The following is a 19,825-nucleotide window of genomic DNA, read 5'->3' as shown; positions in this document are numbered from 1 at the left end:
TCACCCCCCTATATTGGTTGTTAACTTAATCACGAGATAGGGCCAGTTGTATGCTTCAAAGTAATGAATACTTTTCCGGCAAAGTAAAATCGATCGGTTTTACCAGCAGCAGTACTGGCCGCGCCAGTGTTGGCGTGATGGCTGAAGGTAAATATACCTTTGGTACCGCGGCGCCTGAAGAGATGACGGTCGTCAGCGGCGCACTGAACGTGCTGCTACCAGGGGAAACCGAGTGGAAAGTGTATGCCGCGGGGGACGTGTTTAACGTGCCGGGCAGCAGCGAGTTTCATCTGCAGGTGGCAGAGCCAACATCCTATCTTTGCCGCTATCTGTAAGCGTAAAAATGACGAATGGCGACATTGAGCCGCCATTCGGTAAACACGGCTTAACGTTGCGCTTCGCCGCCTAATCCTTCCACCAGACTTTTAATCAGCGCCGCCAGTTCACCCGTCATCAGGATAAAATCGGCATCAAAACGCTGAGCATAATCTTCGCGGTCGATATCTTCGTTCTGATCGCGCAGCTCGTCGCTAAACTTCAGACGCTTAACAGAGCCGTCGTCACACATAACGAACTGAATGCGCTGTTGCCAGTCGAGAGCCAGCTTGGTGACCAGTTTGCCCGCTTCGATATGCACGGCGATTTCGTCGCAGACCAGATCCTGCTTTTTCGCGCGGATCACACCACCGTCTTCAAGGATCGCTTTCAGTTCGGCTTCATCAAGCAACTGGAATCCCTGAGCCGTTGTGCCGGAGCGAACCCATTCGGTCAGCGTCAGCTCAATAGGGTTTTCCATCGTCAGCGGAACGACCGGCAACGAACCGAGACTCTTACGTAGCAGCGCCAGCGTATCTTCGGCTTTCTTCGCACTCGCGCAATCAACCATGATCAGATCGTTGACGGTGTCGATCCACATCATTGTCTGACTGAAACGGCTAAAGGCGCGCGGCAGCAATGAGTGCAGAACTTCATCTTTCAGCGAGTCTTTTTCGGTCTTCTTGAGTTTGCGACCTTGCTCAGCTTCCAGTTTGAATATTTTGGCTTCCAGCGCCTGTTTGATAACCGGCGATGGCAGAATTTTTTCTTCTTTGCGGGCGCAGATAATAATTTGGCCATTGGCGGTATGCGTTAATGCATCGCTGTGCGATCCCATCGGCGGAACCCAGCCCATTTTTGCCATATCCTGGCTACCGCAAGGGGTGAACGTCATTGATGCCAGCTGTTTTTCCATCTCTTCGGCACGCAAAGAAACATCGCGGCTAAGACGGTAAACCATTAAATTTTTGAACCACAGCATGATAATTTCCACGGCCTTGTCGTTAAATCCAGCGGGCATGATAGCGAATTGTCGCTATGCTTGCATTGTTAATCGGGAAGAGGAGTAAACAGTGCGTATAGGTATCGATTTGGGCGGTACGAAAACGGAAGTTATCGCGCTTGGCGATGCGGGCGAACAGCTTTTTCGCCATCGCCTGCCCACGCCGCGCGATGATTATCGGCAAACGATAGAAACCATCGCTGCGCTGGTGGAGATGGCGGAAAAAGCCACCGGGCAGACGGGAACCGTGGGGATGGGCATTCCTGGTTCAATTTCTCCTTACACCGGGGTGGTGAAGAATGCCAACTCGACCTGGCTTAACGGGCAACCTTTTGACAAAGACTTGAGTGCGCGTCTGAATCGTGAAGTTCGGTTGGCAAATGATGCCAACTGTCTGGCGGTTTCAGAGGCGGTGGATGGCGCGGCGGCAGGGGCGCAAACCGTGTTTGCGGTGATCATCGGCACCGGATGTGGCGCTGGCGTGGCGCTGAATGGTCGGGCGCACACGGGCGGCAACGGTACCGCAGGGGAGTGGGGGCATAATCCGCTGCCGTGGATGGATGAAGATGAGCTGCGTTTTCGACAGGAAGTCCCCTGTTATTGTGGCAAACAAGGCTGCATTGAAACTTTCATTTCCGGGACCGGTTTTGCCACCGACTACCAGCGTCTGAGCGGTAAGCTGCTCAAGGGCAGTGAAATTATCAGCCTCGTTAATGCGCAGGATGCTCTGGCGGAGCAGGCGTTGAGCCGCTATGAGCTTCGTCTGGCGAAATCACTGGCGCATGTGGTAAATATTCTCGATCCGGACGTCATTGTGCTGGGCGGCGGAATGAGCAATGTCGACCGACTGTATCAAAATGTTCCGACGTTGATTAAGCAGTTTGTCTTTGGCGGCGAATGCGAAACGCCTTTACGCAGAGCGCTACACGGTGACTCCAGCGGCGTTCGCGGTGCGGCCTGGCTGTGGCCGCAGGAGTAATGTTCGCGTAGCCGGGTAGCGCAGATGCTATCCGGCAGCGTGTGTCATCTGGGGGACTGCGCGCTTCAGGCGAGCGTACACCAACAGTGACGACATCGCAGAAAACGACAGCAGTGCCGCCGGCAGCGTCACGTAGTTGTAGGCAAAGCCCAGCGTCAGCATCATGCCACCGCAGTAAGCGCCAATCGCGCTGCCGAGGTTAAAGGCAATTTGCCCGCCAGCCGCACCCAACAGCTCCCCTCCTTTAGCGTTTTGCAGCAGTAAAATTTGCAGCGGCGCCGACAGCGCAAACAGGCCTGCGCAGCAAATAAAAGCGAAGGTCAGCGACGCGGCTTTGATTCCGCCACAGGCAAAGAGCAACAGCAGAGCCAGCACAATCACAAAGTCGGTTATTACCGCAATGCGCAGCGGCGTATAGCGGCCAGACAGCCGACCGCTCAGCAGGTTTCCCAACACCATTCCTAATCCCACCAGCATCATGATGAAGGTCATCAGCGCTTCGGAGAAGCCGGAAATGTACATCATGTACGGTTTGACGTAGCTGAACCAGGCGAATACCCCGGCGTTACCAAACATGGTGGCGGAAAAGATGAACCACGGGGCGGGGCTTTTCAAAAAGTGAAATTGTTCGCGCAGTTTCCCTTTTGCCTCATCGCTGATATTGGGGACCCAAAAAGCGACCGAGACTATTACGGCAATATTAAAGACGGCTATCAGCAGAAACGTGTAACGCCAGCTAAATTCCTGGCTCAGCCAGGTGCCGACGGGAATGCCAACCAGATTGGCCACGGTCATCCCCGAAATCATGCCCGCGACGGCGGCGGTGACTTTTCCCGGACGGGCCAGCTTCGACAGGATAATCGCGCCCACGCCGAAAAACGCGCCATGCGGGAAGCCGGAAACCAGCCTGCCTACCGCCAGCATGGAGTAAGAGGAGGAGAGGGTGAAGATGGCGTTGCCAATCACGCACAGCGTGACCAGAAACAGCAGAATATGCTTGAGCGAAAAGCGGTTGGAAAAGAGCGCAATAATGGGCGCGCCCAGCACCACGCCAAAAGCGTAAAACGAAATCATATGGCCGGCAGCAGGGATGGAAATGCCCACGTCCCGCGCCAGCTCGGTGAGTACACCCATGATGCCAAATTCGGCCATGCCCAGACCAAATGTCCCCAGCGCTAAAGAGAAAATGACTTTTTTCATACCACCTGCCAACAAGAAAGACGCAGGACGTGCGTCATAGCGGCGAACGTTCGCCGCCAATAGCGATAGCTTGCGGATAAGCGAAGTGGAATGCCATTTCATATCCGTCCCTGAGTATGCAATATTGTGCTACATAGAGTGCCGGAGGGCGCCAGCGCTTATCCGTCCTGTGAAACAACATCCGCTGGTCGATTACTCCACCGCAAACATCTTGTCGAGTTTGCTGTAGCCCAGTCCGTTGATTTTTTTAACCTTGATCTGTACCGGAATGCGCTCTTTCATCGCTTCAACGTGGCTGATGACGCCAATCGTTTTGCCGGTGGCATTAAGCGCATCCAGCGCATCCAGGGCGGTATCCAGCGTTTCGCTGTCCAGCGTGCCGAAACCTTCGTCGAGGAACAGGGAGTCAATCCGCGTTTTGTGGCTGACCAGATCGGACAACGCCAGCGCCAGCGCCAGACTCACGAGGAAGCTCTCGCCGCCGGAGAGCGTGCGCGTGTCACGCACGGCATCGGCCTGCCAGGTATCAACCACTTCCAGCTCCAGCGCTTCGCTGGCCTTGCGCTGCAACAGATAGCGGCCGTGCAGACGGGTCAACTGGTTGTTGGCAAGCCAGACCAGATTATCCAGCGTTAGCCCCTGGGCAAACTTGCGGAACTTATCTCCCTCTTTCGAGCCGATCAGCGCATTCAGATACCCCCAGTCTTCGACCTGCTGCGCGACCTTTTCCATCTCCTGCATCAGCGCCTGCTGCTGCTGGCGGCTGTCAGCATCCTGTTTCAACTGCTGGCGAATTTCGCCCTGACGAGTGGTGTTATCCCGTAGCTTCTGGGTGAGTTTTGCCAGCGCGTCGTGCAGTTGTTGTGCCGTGAGTGTGAGATCCACCCCTGTTGGCAACTGTTGTTGATGAGTCGCCAGCGCCTGCTGAGCCTGATTAAGCAGGGTTTGCGCCTGTTGCTGCTGACCTTCGAGTGACTGCTTTAACTGCTCAAGACGGGTGAAGGTCTCTTCATCCAGCAGGGCGGCAATAAAGGCATCGCGATCGGGAAAAATACTGGCCTGCAATGCGGCATCAAACTGTGCCTGAATTTCTGCGGCGCGCTGAACGTCCTGCGCCTCCTGCTGTTGCAACGTTTGCCACTGCCCCTGTAAGGAGAGGCAATCGTCGTGCACCTGCCGCCAGTTTTCCAGCGACAGACCCTCATTGTTTTCAGGAAGTGCCTCGGTTTCTGGCAGCGTTTCCAGCAGCGGCGCAAGCTGGGCTAGTTGGGTCTGTAAAGCGCTCAGTTCGCTCTGGCGTTGTTGCCACATTTGGGCTTCGTTCGCCCGTTCGCTTAGCCATGAGGCGACGTTATCCTCAGCCGGAAGGGACAGGCCATGACGGGCCAGCTCGGCGGTTAGCGCCGCCTGACGCTGGTCAATATGCTGCTGGAGCTGAGTTATTTGCTCTGTATGCGCGGCGATTTGCGCCTGCAGGGTATGGCGCAGGCTCAATTGGTGAAGCTGCTGCTCATGCTCTTCCTGGGTAGCAAGCCATGGGGCGATGTCATCCTGCGGTTGCAGCGTCACGTTGAGGCTGGCGGTGACCGTCTGCCACTCTTGAGTAAGTGCTTGCTCCTCCTGAGAAAGCGTCTGTACTTCGCGTTCATCCCGCTGAAGCTGCTGGCTTATTGCCTCGAGCTGTCCGCGTAGCGTTGAACCCTCATCGGCCAGCGTTTTAACCTCTTTTTCCAGCGCCTCACGTCGCGTCTGATTCACGCTCAGTTCGAGCGTTTGATAGCGCTCAATTGCCGGATGTGCGGTGGAGCCGCAAAGCGGGCAAGGCATACCGGATTGCAGTAATGCCCGCTGGCTTTCCAGATCTTTGATACGGGCTTCCTGCTCACAAATGATTCTCACATCGGCAAGCTGCTGATTTTTATCTTTATAACGTTGACGTTTTTCGGCAAGCACCGCGTTGCGTTGAGTCAGCTCATGCTGACGCTGTACAAGCGTGGCGCGTAGTTGCGCCAGCTGCTTTTGCTTCGGGGCGATTTGTCCGTGCAGGTTGCTCAGTCGCTGGCGTAACGGACGACGCTGCACATGTTGCGCCAGCGCTTGTGTTACCTCCTGCGGCGAAAGGGTCAGCGTGGGAAGCGCCAGCGCATCGAGCTTACGCATGTCGTTTTCTCGCAACTGCTGCCACTGGCGTAGCTGGGCACTGGCATCGGACTGTTGGGCCAGCAGCGCTTTCCAGCCTGCCAGTTCGCTACTCCACAAGCGGAAGCGGTCATGTTCGTTCAGCCAGTCGGTTAGCGTCTGTTGTCCGGCGAGCATCGCGGTCGATTGCGTGTGCGCCTGCTGACGGATGCGCCCGCGCAGCGCTAAGCTGCTTTGTAAGCGAGCATTCACTTCCTGAATCTTCTGCCGCGTGCGCGCGATAGTAGCCGTTTGTTCCTGGATTCGCTCCCAGTGTGGGCGTAACGCTCTGGCCGGTTGCGCCAGACTCAGCGCCGCCAGTTGTGGCTGCGCGTCTTCTTGCGCCTGAAGAGCAGCCTGTAATGCCTGCTGGTGGCGATTTATGTCCGTTTGTAGCTCATTTTGCCGAATAAGCCAGTTGAGGTGCTGTTGCTGGACGTGCTGGCTGGTAATGTATTGTTTTTCTTCGTCAGTAAGTACCTGCAAACTCTCTGTCAGGGATTGCACCTGCTCTGGTGCTAATAGCGCAACGCCGCTGGCCTGGGCCTGCAGTTTTTCCAGCGCCGTACGCGCTGATTTGTGTTTTTCAAACACCATCGCGGAAATTTGGCCGTAGATCTCAGTGCCGGTTAGCTCTTCCAGCAGCTCGGCGCGCTCTTTCGGTTTGGCATTAAGAAATGCGGCGAACTGCCCCTGAGACAGCAGCATCGAACGGGTAAAACGACCGTAATCCAGCCCGGTAAGCTCGGCGGTCATCTCCAGCTTGTCTTTGACTTTATCGGCGAGGATTTTACCGTCGGCGCAGCGGGCCAGCTCTACGCGCGGGACCTGCAGGTTGCCCTCAGGCTGGTTGCGTGCCCGGTTCTGACTCCAGAAAGCGCGGTAGGCTTCGCCCCGCACCTCAAATTCGACCTCGGCCAGACACTCTGCGGTGTCGCGGGTCATCAGGTCGTTTTGCGACTGTGACACGGTATTCAGGCGTGGCGTTTCGTGGTACAGCGCAAGGCAAATCGCGTCCAGCAGGGTGGTTTTCCCCGCCCCCGTTGGTCCGGTGATGGCAAACAGCCCGTTGCTGGCAAAAGGCTCAGCAGTAAAATCGACTTTCCATTCTCCCTTCAGGGAGTTGAGGTTTTTCAGGCGCAGGCTGAGAATTTTCATGCTTCAGCCTCCCCGGCAAGCGTGTGCAAGGTTGCGCTAAACAGCTGGTTAAGTCGCTCACGCTGTGGTTCTTCGAGTTCTTCCAGCGCCAGACGGCGGTCAAAAACTTCCGCCACGCTCAGTTCACTTAACGTTTCACGCCGTTCATTGGCCATGATACGTTCGCGCTGTTCCCGGCTGCGGCGCACCAGTAACACCTCTACCGGTAAATCTTCGGTTAAGGCCTGGATTTTGCGCTGCATATCATGCAGATAGTCGTCGGTGGTGATTTCAATATCCAGCCACACCGGCGGCTCTTGCTGCACGTCGCGCCACTGGTCAAGCTGGGCGGTAATGGCGGCTAAATCGCCTTTCAGTACTGCAAGCTGCTGCGTGACCGGGACGGTGAGATTTTCAACGGCGCTGAGTTTCCCCGCTTCAAAGCTCACCAGATGTACACATTTGTTTTTGCCGCACTCGTCAAAACTGAGCGCAATCGGCGAACCGCAGTAGCGGATATGTTCTGTGCCGCCGATAACCTGCGCCCGGTGAATATGTCCCAGCGCGATGTAGTCCGCTGGTGGGAAGTTTTGTGCCGGGAAGGCGTCCAGCGTACCGATATAAATGTCACGTACGGCGTCACTTTTACTGGCGCCGACGGTGGTCAAATGCCCGGTCGCAATGATGGGGATATTCCAATCGCCGCGCAGCGTACAGGCGTCCTGATACTGCTGCTGGTAATAATCAGTAATCGCGCCCAGCAAATGCTGCTGTTTTTCTTGTCCTGTCAGTCCGGCCTGGCTGGTGATGATGTCGCGCGGACGTAAAAAAGGAACCGGACACAGGATTGCCCCCGGGGTGCCGTCGCGTTGTAGCAGAATTTGCGGCGCATGGCCGGCGCTGGCAACGACCGTGGTGTTGAGAAATGCCAGAATGTCGCGAGATTCATTGAGCGTGGCGACGGAGTCGTGGTTACCTGCCAGCACCACCAGATGACAGCCGGTTTGCTGCAAATTGACGACAAAGCGGTTATACAGCTCTCGGGCATAGCTTGGCGGTGAGCCAGTATCGAAAATATCGCCTGCCACAATTATGGCATCCACCTGCTGGGATTGCGCCGTTTCCAGCAGCCAGTCGAGAAAGGCCTGATGTTCAGCGGCGCGGCTCTTGCTGTAGAAATTTTGGCCCAGATGCCAGTCAGACGTGTGAAGGATGCGCATAAGAGTTCCATGACGATAAAACAATGGCGGGGATTATAACCCTGTAAGGACGTTAATATCTTGTCTCCGGGCTGTCATAATTCGCCGGGCTGCGTTAAACCTGGGCTATCTTTTCATAAATCTGTCATAAAACTGACGCATAATGGCACTGTATTGATGGCAAACGATTTAATTATAAACAGGGCAAATCATGGCGAGACGTATTCTGGTCGTAGAAGATGAAGCTCCAATTCGTGAAATGGTCTGCTTCGTGCTCGAGCAAAACGGATTTCAACCCGTTGAAGCCGAAGACTATGACAGTGCTGTGAACCAACTCAATGAACCCTGGCCGGATCTCGTCTTACTTGACTGGATGCTTCCCGGCGGCTCGGGTCTGCAGTTTATTAAACATCTCAAGCGCGAAGCGATGACGCGGGACATCCCTGTGATGATGCTGACGGCGAGAGGTGAAGAGGAAGACCGCGTTCGGGGTCTGGAAACCGGCGCGGATGACTATATTACCAAGCCGTTTTCTCCCAAGGAGCTGGTGGCGCGTATTAAAGCGGTTCTGCGTCGTATTTCCCCGATGGCGGTGGAAGAGGTTATTGAGATGCAGGGGCTAAGCCTTGATCCGACCTCGCATCGCGTGATGACCGGCGAGGATCCGCTGGATATGGGGCCGACCGAATTCAAACTGTTGCACTTCTTTATGACTCACCCTGAGCGTGTCTACAGCCGTGAACAACTCCTCAATCATGTCTGGGGAACCAATGTCTACGTGGAAGACCGGACAGTGGATGTGCATATCCGCCGCTTACGTAAAGCGCTGGAGCACAGCGGACACGATCGTATGGTGCAGACGGTTCGCGGGACGGGATATCGTTTTTCGACCCGCTTCTGACTGACAAGAATCATGGCCTGATGGATTAGGCCGTAAATGGAGTAAGACGTTTGCTAGAACGATTGTCATGGAAAAGGTTGGTACTGGAGCTGATCCTGTGCTGCATACCGGCATTTATCCTTAGCGCTTTTTTCGGTTACCTGCCCTGGTTTTTACTGGCGTCGGTAACGGGCCTGCTTATCTGGCATTTCTGGAATCTATTACGTTTGTCCTGGTGGCTATGGGTCGACAGAAGCATGACGCCGCCGCCGGGGCGAGGCAGTTGGGAGCCGCTGTTATATGGGCTGCATCAAATGCAGCTTCGCAACAAAAAGCGCCGTCGAGAACTGGGTAACCTGATTAAACGTTTTCGCAGCGGGGCGGAATCGCTACCCGACGCGGTGGTGTTGACCACCGAAGAAGGCGGTATCTTCTGGTGTAACGGACTGGCTCAGCAGGTTCTGGGACTGCGCTGGCCGGACGATAGCGGGCAAAATATTCTTAACCTGCTTCGCTATCCGGAATTCACACAATATCTGAAAACGCGCGACTTTAGCCGGCCTATCAATCTGGTGCTCAATACCGGACGGCATCTGGAAATTCGCGTGATGCCCTACACCGATAAGCAACTGCTGATGGTGGCGCGCGACGTTACCCAGATGCACCAACTTGAAGGTTCACGACGTAACTTTTTTGCCAACGCCAGCCATGAGCTGCGTACGCCGCTGACGGTGTTACAGGGTTACCTGGAAATGATGCAGGAGCATCCGCTGGAAGGGACGACGCGTGAAAAAGCGCTGCATAACATGCGTGAACAAACGTACCGCATGGAAGGACTGGTGAAACAGCTGCTGACGCTGTCAAAAATTGAGGCTGCACCGACGTTGCAACTGAATGAGAAGGTCGATGTACCCATGATGCTGCGCGTAGTTGAGCATGAAGCGCAGACGCTGAGCCAGCAAAAACATACGTTTACCTTTGATGTTGATAACAGCCTGAACGTGCGGGGTAACGAGGAACAGTTGCGTAGCGCTATCTCGAATCTCGTCTACAACGCAGTAAACCACACGCCTGCGGGAACGCACATTACCGTACGCTGGCAGCATGTGGCGTCGGGGGCGGAGTTTTGTGTGGAAGATAACGGTCCGGGCATTGCCGCCGAGCATATTCCACGTTTGACCGAACGTTTTTACCGAGTGGATAAAGCGCGATCGCGGCAAACAGGCGGTAGCGGGCTGGGTCTGGCCATTGTGAAGCATGCGCTGCATCATCACGACAGCCGCTTGAATATCGAAAGCGAACCAGGTCAGGGGACGCGATTTAGTTTCGTGATCCCGGAACGTTTGATTGCCAAAAGTAACGGTTAAAGCACATTCGTAAGATTAACTTTCCAAAAGCCAGCACAAGCTGGCTTTTTCCATGCGGTCAATATATGACTCCTGAATTTTACGACGTTTGATTGTTTTTTGTTCGAACTATTACCCATACCTTTTTCCATGAAATGGTGTTTTGTGCTAACCCAATTTTTCATATCGCTATATTGTTCTGGTTTTTGGATCCCACCTTGCTTTAAAACGTTATAAGCGTTTAAATTGCGCTCCAGGTGCTGTCATACCGACTGCATTTGCGCGGTAAATCGAAAAACTATTCTTCGCCGCGCCAGCTCGGGAGTGTTTCCCGCTGGAATTGAGCAAAAATGCCGCTGTATTGTCCCCCAGGGAAAGGCAAAAATTTATTATTTTCAACACCACATCCACAGGCAGTAAGACTTTATGACCCATCAGTTAAAATCGCGCGATATTATCGCTTTGGGATTTATGACATTTGCACTGTTCGTTGGTGCAGGTAACATCATCTTCCCCCCAATGGTTGGTTTGCAGGCAGGTGAACACGTCTGGACTGCGGCTTTTGGCTTTTTGATTACCGCCGTTGGTTTGCCGGTGCTTACCGTTGTCGCGCTGGCGAAAGTCGGTGGTGGTGTGGACCGACTGAGCACGCCTATCGGTAAAGTCGCCGGTCTGCTGCTGGCGACCGTTTGCTATCTGGCAGTTGGGCCGTTATTTGCTACTCCACGTACCGCGACGGTCTCTTTCGAAGTCGGGATTGCACCGCTGACCGGTGACTCTGCGTTGCCGCTGTTTATCTATAGCGTTATCTATTTCGCGATTGTCATTCTGGTTTCACTGTATCCGGGGAAACTGCTGGATACGGTTGGTAATTTCCTGGCGCCGCTGAAAATTCTGGCGCTGGTGGTACTGTCTGTCGCTGCAATTGTCTGGCCAGCGGGCCCGATCAGTAATGCGATGGAGGCCTATCAAACTGCGGCGTTTTCTAATGGCTTCGTGAACGGGTATCTGACCATGGATACGCTGGGCGCGATGGTATTTGGTATTGTTATCGTTAACGCTGCTCGCTCGCGTGGCGTTACTGAAGCGCGTCTGCTGACCCGTTACACCGTTTGGGCGGGTTTAATGGCAGGTGTGGGCTTAACGCTGCTGTATCTCGCGCTGTTCCGTCTGGGTTCAGATAGCGCGATTCTGGTCGATCAGTCTGCTAACGGCGCGGCAATTTTGCATGCGTATGTTCAGCACACCTTTGGTGGCGCGGGAAGCTTCCTGCTGGCGGCGCTGATTTTCATCGCCTGTCTGGTCACCGCGGTTGGCCTGACCTGCGCATGCGCAGAGTTCTTTGCCCAGTATGTTCCACTGTCTTATCGTACGCTGGTATTTATCCTCGGCGGCTTCTCGATGGTGGTCTCTAACCTGGGTCTGAGCCATCTGATTCAGATCTCTATTCCGGTGCTGACGGCTATCTATCCGCCATGTATCGCACTGGTTGTATTAAGCTTTACCCGCTCATGGTGGCATAATTCTTCCCGCGTCATTGCACCTGCGATGTTTATCAGCCTGATTTTTGGTATCCTTGATGGCATTAAAGCTTCTGCAATTGGCGACGTGTTACCGGCCTGGACCCAGCGTTTACCGCTGGCGGAGCAGGGGCTGGCGTGGTTGATGCCAACAGTCGTGATGGTGATCCTGGCAGTTATCTGGGATCGCGCAGCGGGTCGACAAGTGACCTCCAGCGCACACTAATATCACTGACAATAAGTTTTAACCACGGGGCTATTAATATGGCCCCGTGGTTTTTTTATTGTGTTAACAGGTTAGGAATCGATGGAAAGTAATAACAAGCTAAAGCGTGGGCTGAGCACCCGGCACATCCGCTTTATGGCATTAGGTTCAGCAATTGGCACTGGGCTGTTCTACGGCTCGGCCGATGCCATAAAAATGGCGGGGCCAAGCGTATTGCTGGCCTATATTATCGGCGGTGTAGCGGCGTATATTATTATGCGTGCGCTGGGCGAAATGTCCGTTCATAACCCGGCTGCCAGCTCCTTCTCGCGCTACGCGCAGGAAAACCTTGGACCGCTGGCAGGCTACATCACCGGCTGGACCTACTGTTTTGAAATCCTGATTGTCGCTATTGCCGACGTGACTGCCTTTGGTATTTACATGGGGGTCTGGTTCCCTGCCGTTCCGCACTGGATTTGGGTCCTCAGCGTGGTGCTGATTATCTGCGCCATCAACCTGATGAGCGTGAAGGTGTTTGGCGAGCTGGAGTTCTGGTTTTCGTTCTTTAAGGTCGCCACCATTATCATCATGATTGTCGCCGGTTTCGGCATCATCATTTGGGGGATTGGCAACGGCGGGCAACCGACCGGTATCCATAACCTGTGGAGCAACGGCGGTTTCTTCAGCAACGGCTGGCTCGGCATGGTGATGTCGTTACAAATGGTGATGTTCGCCTACGGCGGGATTGAGATTATCGGGATTACCGCAGGTGAAGCCAAAGACCCGGAAAAATCTATTCCGCGCGCCATCAATTCCGTACCGATGCGCATCCTCGTGTTTTACGTGGGGACGCTGTTCGTCATCATGTCCATTTACCCATGGAACCAGGTTGGCACCGACGGTAGCCCGTTCGTTCTGACGTTCCAGCATATGGGCATTACCTTTGCCGCCGGGATCCTCAACTTTGTCGTACTGACCGCGTCGCTGTCGGCCATCAACTCTGACGTCTTCGGCGTGGGTCGTATGTTGCACGGTATGGCAGAGCAGGGCAGCGCCCCGAAAATGTTCGCTAAGACCTCGCGTCGTGGCGTGCCGTGGGTCACGGTGATGGTGATGACCATCGCGCTGCTGTTTGCGGTGTATCTTAACTACATCATGCCGGAAAACGTCTTCCTGGTGATCGCCTCTCTGGCGACCTTCGCCACGGTATGGGTGTGGATTATGATCCTGCTGTCGCAGATTGCCTTCCGTCGTCGTCTGCCGCCGGAAGAGGTCAAGGCATTGAAATTTAAAGTGCCGGGTGGGGTTGTGACGACCGTTATTGGCCTGATTTTCCTGGTCTTTATCATCGCGCTTATCGGCTATCATCCGGATACCCGTATTTCGCTGTACGTCGGCTTTGCGTGGATTATCCTGCTGCTGGCCGGCTGGGTTTTCAAGCGCCGTCGCGAGCGTCAACTGGCTGAAGCGCAGTAATATTTTTGCCGGGTAGCCTGATGTTACCCGGCAATTTTCTCCTCCCCCGAGCTCCTCCCCCAATAAACGTTAAGATGAGGAGTGATCCTGCACTTCGCTATGGCAAGGTGACGTCATTATCATCAAAGGGGATACGTGATGTTGAACGCCTGGCACCTTCCGGTTGCCCCATTTGTTAAGCAAAACAAAGATCAACTGACGATTACATTATGGCTGGCGGGGGAGAATCCACCCCAGCGGGTGACGCTACGCGCAGAAAACGATAACGAAGAGATTTCGCTGGCTATGCACAAGCAGCGCAGCCAGCCGCAGCCGGGCGTGACCGCGTGGCGAGCGGCAATCGATCTCTCCAGCGGGCAGCCTCGTCGACGCTATAGTTTTAAATTACTTTGGCTCGATCGTCAGCTGTGGTTTACCCCGCAGGGTTTCAGCCGTTTTCCGCCTGCGCGTCTGGAGCAGTTTGCGATTGATGTGCCGGATAACGGTCCGCAGTGGGTCGCCGATCAGATTTTCTATCAAATTTTCCCGGACCGTTTTGCCCGCAGCCAGTCGCGTGAAGCGGCTCAGGATAATGTCTATTACCACCACGCGGCCGGGCACGATATTGTGCGGCGCGAGTGGGACGAGCCGCTTATGGCTCAGGCCGGCGGCTCCACGTTTTATGGCGGTGATTTGGATGGCATCAGTGAAAAGCTGCCGTACCTGAAAACGTTAGGGGTCACGGCGCTGTATCTGAATCCGGTGTTTACCGCGCCGAGCGTGCATAAATACGATACCGAAGATTACCGCCATGTTGATCCACAGTTTGGCGGCGACAGAGCACTGCTGCGCCTGCGTCACAACACCCAACGGCAGGGCATACGGCTGATTCTCGACGGTGTTTTTAACCATAGCGGCGATTCGCACGCCTGGTTTGACCGGCATAATCGGGGAACCGACGGGGCGTGCCATAATCCGCAATCTCCCTGGCGCGACTGGTATCATTTTTCAGATGATGGTGTCGCGCTCGACTGGCTGGGGTATGCCAGCCTGCCTAAGCTGGACTTTTCCTCCGCAAGCCTGGTGAATGAAATTTATCGCGGCGAAGACAGTATCGTCCGCCACTGGCTGAAAGCGCCGTGGAGTATGGACGGCTGGCGTCTGGATGTGGTGCACATGCTGGGAGAGACCGGTGGCGCGCGCAACAACCTGCAGCACGTGGCCGGTATTACGCAGGCGGCAAAAGAAACCCAGCCAGGGGCGTATGTGGTGGGCGAACATTTTGGCGATGCGCGCCAGTGGTTGCAGGCTGATGCCGAAGATGCCGCCATGAACTATCGCGGCTTTACTTTCCCCCTCTGGGGATTCCTCGCCAATACTGATATCTCATACGATCCGCAATCTATTGATGCCCAGACCTGTATGGCGTGGATGGACAACTACCGTGCGGGTTTGTCGCATCAGCAGCAACTGCGGATGTTTAATCAGCTCGACAGCCACGATACCGCCCGTTTTAAATCTCTGCTTGGTAAAGACGTTGCACGGTTACCGCTGGCGGTGGTGTGGCTGTTTACCTGGCCTGGCGTGCCCTGTATTTACTACGGTGACGAAGTGGGGCTGGATGGGAACAACGATCCATTTTGTCGCAAACCGTTCCCGTGGCAGCCTGAAAAACAGGACGCTAACCTGCTGGCGTTGTACCGGCGGCTGGCTAAATTACGCCATCAAAGCCAGGCGTTACGCCATGGCGGTTGTCAGGTGATTTACGCCGAGGATAACGTGGTGGTGTTTGTCCGTGTGCTAAACCGTCAGCGCGTGTTGGTGGCGATTAACCGTGGCCACGCCTGTGAAGTGGTCCTGCCAGCCTCGCCATTACTGAGCGTCAGCCAATGGCAGCACAAAGAGGGTAAAGGCGTGCTTGCTGATGATATCCTGACGCTGCCGGCGATTACCGCCTCGGTGTGGTCAGGTCATTGATATAAGCGCGCAACCTCCCGGCTTGCCAGCAGCGCGTCTCGCCACCAGCGCTGTGCCAGCCCATCACGGTTATTGCGCCAGGCCATATAGGCCACGTCTTTTTGGCGAAATGAGATAACCGTTTTTTCCACCAGCTCGCCCGTGGCAAGCCACGGGCTGGCAATATGACGTGGGAGAAATCCGCAGCCCATGCCGGCCCGAAGTAGCATCACTTTACTGTGGAAGTCATCGACGCGGATCTGCGCTTGTTCTTCCATCAGATTGGTTTGTAACGGATGACAAAAGCGCGCACTGTCGCTGATAACAATCGCCCGATGCAGGCACAACTGCTCGTTGGTCAGGCCGTCCGTTGCTGCGGCCAGCGGATGCTCAGGCGCAACGACAAACACATTGTCCAGCGTACCGAGCATTTTGTAGGACCAGGCCGCAGACGTTGGCGGTTCATTAATCGCCCCCAGAATAATATCTGCTCCATTATGGGTCAGTTCCTCCCAGGAACCCGCCAGCGTATGGTGGGTAAAGCTCAGGCGCGTTTGCTTATTCAGCGCGTGAAATTCATCGATAATCGGCAACAGCGAGGCGAGGGGAAAGGAATCGTCCAGCGCAATTGCCAGCTCTTTTTCCCAGCCTGAACTCAGCTGCACTGCCTGCTTTTCGAGATCTTTTGCCGCGCTCAGCAGCAAACGTCCCTTTTCCAGCATCATCTGTCCGGTGTCGGTAAACTTAGCCCGGTGTCCGGAACGGTCAAGCAACTCGATATTCAGGTCGCTTTCCAGCTTTTGAATCATATAGCTGAGTGCCGCAGGGGTTTTAAACAGCGATTCGGCCGCCGCGGCAAATGAACCCTGTTTGTCGAGTGCGTCGAGAATGAGCAAAACATCCAGATTGATGCGCATAAGCAGAAAATATCCTGAAAATTAAACCCCTCTGTTGTACCGAATGAAGAAAAACAATGCCAGTGAATAAATTAGATGAGTTATGCGCATTTTTTTGATGTTGTTTAGGATATATCGCAATACAAAATTAATAGTTTCACAGGATGGTAAGTTTTCTTTAATAACTCGTTAGAAATTTCCCGCTATACTCAACAAGCTTTCTGATTCAGGATCCTGCTGCTGACGGCAGATACAGACCGTTGCCTTTTAACTTATTGATTAAGAAGGTGTGATATGTCTATTCGGGAACTGATTGACCCTCAAAACTCTACGCTTATTTTTATTGATCATCAGCCGCAAATGTCATTTGGTGTAGCGAATATTGATCGCCAGACTTTAAAAAATAATACCGTGGCATTAGCGAAAGCCGGGAAAATATTCAATGTTCCGGTGATTTATACTTCTGTGGAAACAAAAAGTTTTAGCGGATATATCTGGCCAGAATTGTTAGCGGTTCATCCTGATGTAAAACCCATTGAACGCACCTCAATGAACTCCTGGGAAGATGCGGCGTTTGTGAAAGCCGTGGAAGCGACCGGACGTAAAAAACTGATTATCTCCGCGCTGTGGACCGAGGTATGTCTGACTTTCCCTGCGCTGATGGCGCTGGAAGCGGGCTACGAAGTGTATGTGGTGACCGACACTTCCGGCGGTACGTCCGTAGATGCCCATGAACGTTCTATCGATCGTATGGTGCAGGCGGGCGCCGTTCCCGTGACCTGGCAACAGGTTCTTCTCGAGTACCAGCGCGACTGGTCACGCAAAGAAACTTACGACGCCGTTATGGATCTGGTGCGCGAGCACAGCGGCGCTTACGGTATGGGCGTGGATTATGCCTATACCATGGTGCATGGCGCGCCGGAACGTAAAGCTTAAATACACGTCATCCTTCATGTTGCATCTTTGTTGGCTTCGTTTGCGTACCCCGGTCACTTACTTATGTAAGCTCCCGGGGATCCACAACCTTGCCGCCTCGATGCACCATGAATGATTTTTGTGTATTGCTTTCCTGGCCTAAGCGGCCTGTTTCCTCTCAAAAAGGAACCCTTCATGGCGCAGAGCAAACATGTGACGTTGGTGATTACCCACACCTTGCTACCTGAGCAGGCGCAGCGGTATGAGCAGTGGTTGGGGAAAATCATGCCTGTAGCGGCTGAATTTCCCGGTCATCTCGGCGCGAACGTGATTCGTCCGGCAGATGGCAACAACCTGTGGAACATCATTATCCGCTTCGACACGCTTGAGCATCTGTATAACTGGACCCAGTCCGATACGCGCCGCGTGCTGGTCGAAGAGATTGCTCCACTGCTGGCGGAAGGTGACAAAACCGAAATTCGCACCGAAGCGGCATTCTGGTTTACGCCGCCCGCGCCCCATGTACGCCAGCCCAAACGCTGGAAACAGTTTCTGATAACCCTGCTGGTGATATTTCCCAGCACCAATCTGGTGCCGTGGTTGACCGGCATGGTGCTGCCTGCAATGAAGGGCTCGTTACTCCTGCATCTCATCAATGATGCCTTTGTGGTTGCGCTGGTGGTCTGGTTCTGGATGCCCATCGTAACCCGTCTGTTTGCCGGATGGCTGAAAAAAGCCTGACCGGTTTCTCAGGAGATTGATATGTCGCAAACTGCCACATTAATTCTGACTCACGGAAAAATTCATACTCTCGAAAAACAAAACCCGCAGGTTGAGGCGGTGGCGATCGCCAATAGTAAAATCCTGGCGACCGGGAGCCACGAGCGGGTAATGAGCTTTGCCGCCGAAGGGACGCAGGTTGTTGATCTGCAGGGACATACGGTGGTCCCGGGTCTGAACGATTCGCACCTGCATCTCATTCGCGGCGGTCTGAATTACAATCTGGAATTGCGTTGGGAAGGCGTGCCGTCGCTGGCGGACGCGCTACGTATGCTTAAAGAGCAGGCGGACAGAACGCCGTCGCCGCAATGGGTACGCGTGGTGGGAGGTTGGAGTGAATTCCAGTTTGCCGAACGTCGCATGCCAACCCTCGAAGAACTGAATGAAGCTGCTCCCGATACTCCGGTTTTTGTTCTGCATCTCTACGACCGGGCTTTGCTCAACCGCGCCGCGCTGAAAGCCGTCGGTTACACCAAAGCGACGCCGGATCCGGCGGGCGGTGAGATTGTGCGTGATAGCAACGGCAACCCGACCGGAATGTTGATCGCCAAACCCAATGCCATGATCCTTTATTCGACGCTGGCAAAAGGACCAAAACTGCCGCTGGAAATGCAGGTTAACTCGACCCGTCAGTTTATGCGCGAGCTGAACCGTCTGGGACTGACCAGCGCCATCGATGCGGGCGGCGGGTTCCAGAACTACCCGGAAGATTATGAGATAATTGAGCAGCTACACGCCAATAAACAGATGACGGTGCGTATCGCCTACAACCTGTTTACCCAGCGTCCGAAGCAGGAACTGGAAGACTTTGAACGCTGGACCGATATGCTCAAGCCAGGGCAGGGAACCGACTTCTATCGTGCCAATGGGGCAGGGGAAATGCTGGTTTTCTCGGCCGCGGATTTTGAAGACTTCCTCCAGCCACGCCCGGATCTGCCGGAAGGTATGGAAGATGAGCTGGAGCGCGTGGTGCGACACCTGGTTGAGCACCGCTGGCCGTTCCGCTTGCATGCTACCTACGATGAATCCATCAGCCGAATGCTGGACGTGTTTGAGAAGGTAAATCGTGATATCCCGTTCAATGGTCTGCACTGGTTCTTCGATCACGCCGAAACGATTACCGAACGGAATATCGAGCGTGTAAAAGCGCTGGGGGGCGGGATAGCGGTTCAGCACCGTATGGCGTTCCAGGGCGAATATTTTGTCGATCGCTATGGTAAAGATGCGGTCAAACATACACCGCCGGTGGCGAAAATGCTGGCGGCTGACGTTCCGGTCGGATTGGGGACTGACGCCACCCGCGTGGCCAGCTACAACCCGTGGACCGCGCTCTACTGGCTGGTTTCGGGCCGTACCGTTGGTGGTATGGCGATGTACGATGATAACAATCGCCTGCCACGCGATGTGGCGCTGGAACTGTGGACGGCCGGTAGCGCCTGGTTCTCCAGCGAACAGGGTAAGAAAGGGCGCATCGAGAAAGATCAACTGGCCGACCTGGTGGTGCTGTCTAAAGATTACTTCAGCGTGCCGGAAGAAGAGATCAAAGGCATCGAGTCGGTGATGACCATTGTCGATGGCAAAGTGGTGTACGCGGCAGGGTATTTCACTCCGCTGGCACCGCCAGCCATTCCGGTTGTGCCGGACTGGTCGCCGGTAGTGAAGGTGCCGGGGCACTATCGCTCAGCGCCACCTGCTGCGGCGAAAATTGGCGCAATGGTGCAGATGCACCAGTGCTGCGGCAGCTGCGGCGTACACGGTCACCAGCATGATATTGCGCGTAAGTCGGGGATTCCGGTGTCGGACGATCGGGCTTTCTGGGGCGCACTTGGTTGCTCCTGCTTCGCGTTTTAATCCCTCCTCA

At 54.6% G+C, this 19,825-nt stretch carries 15 protein-coding genes; 10 read left to right on the top strand and 5 right to left on the bottom strand.

What is annotated here, in order from left to right; translation table 11 throughout:
* Window positions 1-50: 50 nt before the first annotated feature.
* Window positions 51-335, top strand: a complete 285-nt coding sequence (ppnP, locus tag OGV80_RS20185; protein WP_286515603.1) for a pyrimidine/purine nucleoside phosphorylase — start codon at window positions 51-53, stop codon at window positions 333-335.
* A gap of 50 nt (window positions 336-385) precedes the next feature.
* Here ppnP and rdgC read toward each other — a convergent pair whose 3' ends face one another.
* Window positions 386-1,297 (bottom strand): recombination-associated protein RdgC, encoded by a 912-nt coding sequence (rdgC, locus tag OGV80_RS20180; protein ID WP_032940007.1) that lies wholly within the window; start codon window positions 1,295-1,297, stop codon window positions 386-388.
* A 91-nt stretch (window positions 1,298-1,388) separates the two neighbouring features.
* Here rdgC and mak point away from each other — a divergent pair, with 91 nt between their 5' ends.
* Window positions 1,389-2,297 (top strand): fructokinase, encoded by a 909-nt coding sequence (gene mak / locus OGV80_RS20175; RefSeq protein WP_080625634.1) that lies wholly within the window; start codon window positions 1,389-1,391, stop codon window positions 2,295-2,297.
* Window positions 2,298-2,324: 27 nt separating this feature from the next.
* Here the strand turns inward: mak and araJ are convergent, their stop codons facing one another.
* The 3 genes from araJ to sbcD all read right to left on the bottom strand — a co-directional run bounded on the left by araJ (window position 2,325) and on the right by sbcD (window position 8,032).
* Window positions 2,325-3,497, bottom strand: a complete 1,173-nt coding sequence (araJ, locus tag OGV80_RS20170) for an MFS transporter AraJ (protein ID WP_286515648.1) — start codon at window positions 3,495-3,497, stop codon at window positions 2,325-2,327.
* Between the two features lie 192 nt (window positions 3,498-3,689).
* Window positions 3,690-6,833: an exonuclease subunit SbcC gene (gene sbcC / locus OGV80_RS20165; protein ID WP_193144597.1), complete on the bottom strand. Its 3,144-nt coding sequence runs from the start codon at window positions 6,831-6,833 to the stop codon at window positions 3,690-3,692.
* Window positions 6,830-8,032, bottom strand: coding sequence for an exonuclease subunit SbcD (sbcD, locus tag OGV80_RS20160; protein WP_286515601.1), 1,203 nt, complete (start codon window positions 8,030-8,032; stop codon window positions 6,830-6,832). Before sbcD ends, sbcC begins: the two co-directional genes overlap by 4 nt.
* Window positions 8,033-8,222: 190 nt before the next feature.
* Here sbcD and phoB point away from each other — a divergent pair, with 190 nt between their 5' ends.
* The 5 genes from phoB (at window position 8,223) to malZ (ending at window position 15,394) form a co-directional block, all read left to right on the top strand.
* Window positions 8,223-8,912, top strand: a complete 690-nt coding sequence (phoB, locus tag OGV80_RS20155) for a phosphate response regulator transcription factor PhoB (protein WP_003021496.1) — start codon at window positions 8,223-8,225, stop codon at window positions 8,910-8,912.
* 50 nt (window positions 8,913-8,962) lie between these two features.
* Entirely contained in the window at window positions 8,963-10,258 is a 1,296-nt protein-coding gene (gene phoR, locus OGV80_RS20150; RefSeq protein ID WP_286515599.1) for a phosphate regulon sensor histidine kinase PhoR, read from the top strand.
* 405 nt (window positions 10,259-10,663) lie between these two features.
* Window positions 10,664-11,983: a branched-chain amino acid transporter carrier protein BrnQ gene (brnQ, locus tag OGV80_RS20145; protein ID WP_043015372.1), complete on the top strand. Its 1,320-nt coding sequence runs from the start codon at window positions 10,664-10,666 to the stop codon at window positions 11,981-11,983.
* Window positions 11,984-12,064: 81 nt separating this feature from the next.
* Window positions 12,065-13,438: a proline-specific permease ProY gene (gene proY / locus OGV80_RS20140; RefSeq protein ID WP_016152018.1), complete on the top strand. Its 1,374-nt coding sequence runs from the start codon at window positions 12,065-12,067 to the stop codon at window positions 13,436-13,438.
* 138 nt (window positions 13,439-13,576) lie between these two features.
* The gene (gene malZ / locus OGV80_RS20135; RefSeq protein WP_286515597.1) at window positions 13,577-15,394 is read left to right on the top strand and encodes a maltodextrin glucosidase; all 1,818 of its coding nucleotides are present in this window, start codon (window positions 13,577-13,579) and stop codon (window positions 15,392-15,394) included.
* On the opposite strand, the gene OGV80_RS20130 is transcribed toward malZ, so the two are convergent.
* A complete protein-coding gene (locus OGV80_RS20130) occupies window positions 15,388-16,290 on the bottom strand; it encodes a LysR substrate-binding domain-containing protein (protein WP_047413073.1) in 903 nt (300 codons plus the stop codon). The two genes, malZ and OGV80_RS20130, sit on opposite strands and share 7 nt — an antisense overlap.
* Window positions 16,291-16,563: 273 nt before the next feature.
* On the opposite strand from OGV80_RS20130, the gene OGV80_RS20125 reads away from it, so the two are divergent.
* The 3 genes from OGV80_RS20125 (at window position 16,564) to OGV80_RS20115 (ending at window position 19,815) form a co-directional block, all read left to right on the top strand.
* Window positions 16,564-17,205, top strand: a complete 642-nt coding sequence (locus OGV80_RS20125; protein ID WP_003021513.1) for a hydrolase — start codon at window positions 16,564-16,566, stop codon at window positions 17,203-17,205.
* A gap of 174 nt (window positions 17,206-17,379) precedes the next feature.
* On the top strand, window positions 17,380-17,925 hold the full coding sequence (locus OGV80_RS20120; protein WP_075145077.1) for an antibiotic biosynthesis monooxygenase: 546 nt from the start codon (window positions 17,380-17,382) through the stop codon (window positions 17,923-17,925).
* A gap of 21 nt (window positions 17,926-17,946) precedes the next feature.
* Window positions 17,947-19,815 (top strand): amidohydrolase, encoded by a 1,869-nt coding sequence (locus OGV80_RS20115; RefSeq protein ID WP_286515595.1) that lies wholly within the window; start codon window positions 17,947-17,949, stop codon window positions 19,813-19,815.
* The last annotated feature ends 10 nt before the right edge of the window (window positions 19,816-19,825 follow it).

The sequence above is a fragment of the Citrobacter sp. Ce119 genome, assembly GCF_030334525.1.
Lineage (GTDB): Bacteria > Pseudomonadota > Gammaproteobacteria > Enterobacterales > Enterobacteriaceae > Citrobacter > Citrobacter europaeus.
The sequence above is the reverse complement of the archived record's forward strand: the minus strand, read 5'-3'. Positions and strand labels throughout refer to the sequence as shown.

Bases quoted from the DNA above. Each gene is read 5' to 3' on its own strand.
- sbcC (WP_193144597.1), bottom strand. From the start codon at position 6,833: ATGAAAATTCTCAGCCTGCGCCTGAAAAACCTCAACTCCCTGAAGGGA.
- OGV80_RS20115 (WP_286515595.1), top strand. From the start codon at position 17,947: ATGTCGCAAACTGCCACATTAATTCTGACTCACGGAAAAATTCATACT.
- phoB (WP_003021496.1), top strand. From the start codon at position 8,223: ATGGCGAGACGTATTCTGGTCGTAGAAGATGAAGCTCCAATTCGTGAA.
- OGV80_RS20125 (WP_003021513.1), top strand. From the start codon at position 16,564: ATGTCTATTCGGGAACTGATTGACCCTCAAAACTCTACGCTTATTTTT.
- ppnP (WP_286515603.1), top strand. From the start codon at position 51: ATGCTTCAAAGTAATGAATACTTTTCCGGCAAAGTAAAATCGATCGGT.
- rdgC (WP_032940007.1), bottom strand. From the start codon at position 1,297: ATGCTGTGGTTCAAAAATTTAATGGTTTACCGTCTTAGCCGCGATGTT.
- OGV80_RS20130 (WP_047413073.1), bottom strand. From the start codon at position 16,290: ATGCGCATCAATCTGGATGTTTTGCTCATTCTCGACGCACTCGACAAA.
- malZ (WP_286515597.1), top strand. From the start codon at position 13,577: ATGTTGAACGCCTGGCACCTTCCGGTTGCCCCATTTGTTAAGCAAAAC.
- brnQ (WP_043015372.1), top strand. From the start codon at position 10,664: ATGACCCATCAGTTAAAATCGCGCGATATTATCGCTTTGGGATTTATG.
- sbcD (WP_286515601.1), bottom strand. From the start codon at position 8,032: ATGCGCATCCTTCACACGTCTGACTGGCATCTGGGCCAAAATTTCTAC.
- proY (WP_016152018.1), top strand. From the start codon at position 12,065: ATGGAAAGTAATAACAAGCTAAAGCGTGGGCTGAGCACCCGGCACATC.
- araJ (WP_286515648.1), bottom strand. From the start codon at position 3,497: ATGAAAAAAGTCATTTTCTCTTTAGCGCTGGGGACATTTGGTCTGGGC.
- OGV80_RS20120 (WP_075145077.1), top strand. From the start codon at position 17,380: ATGGCGCAGAGCAAACATGTGACGTTGGTGATTACCCACACCTTGCTA.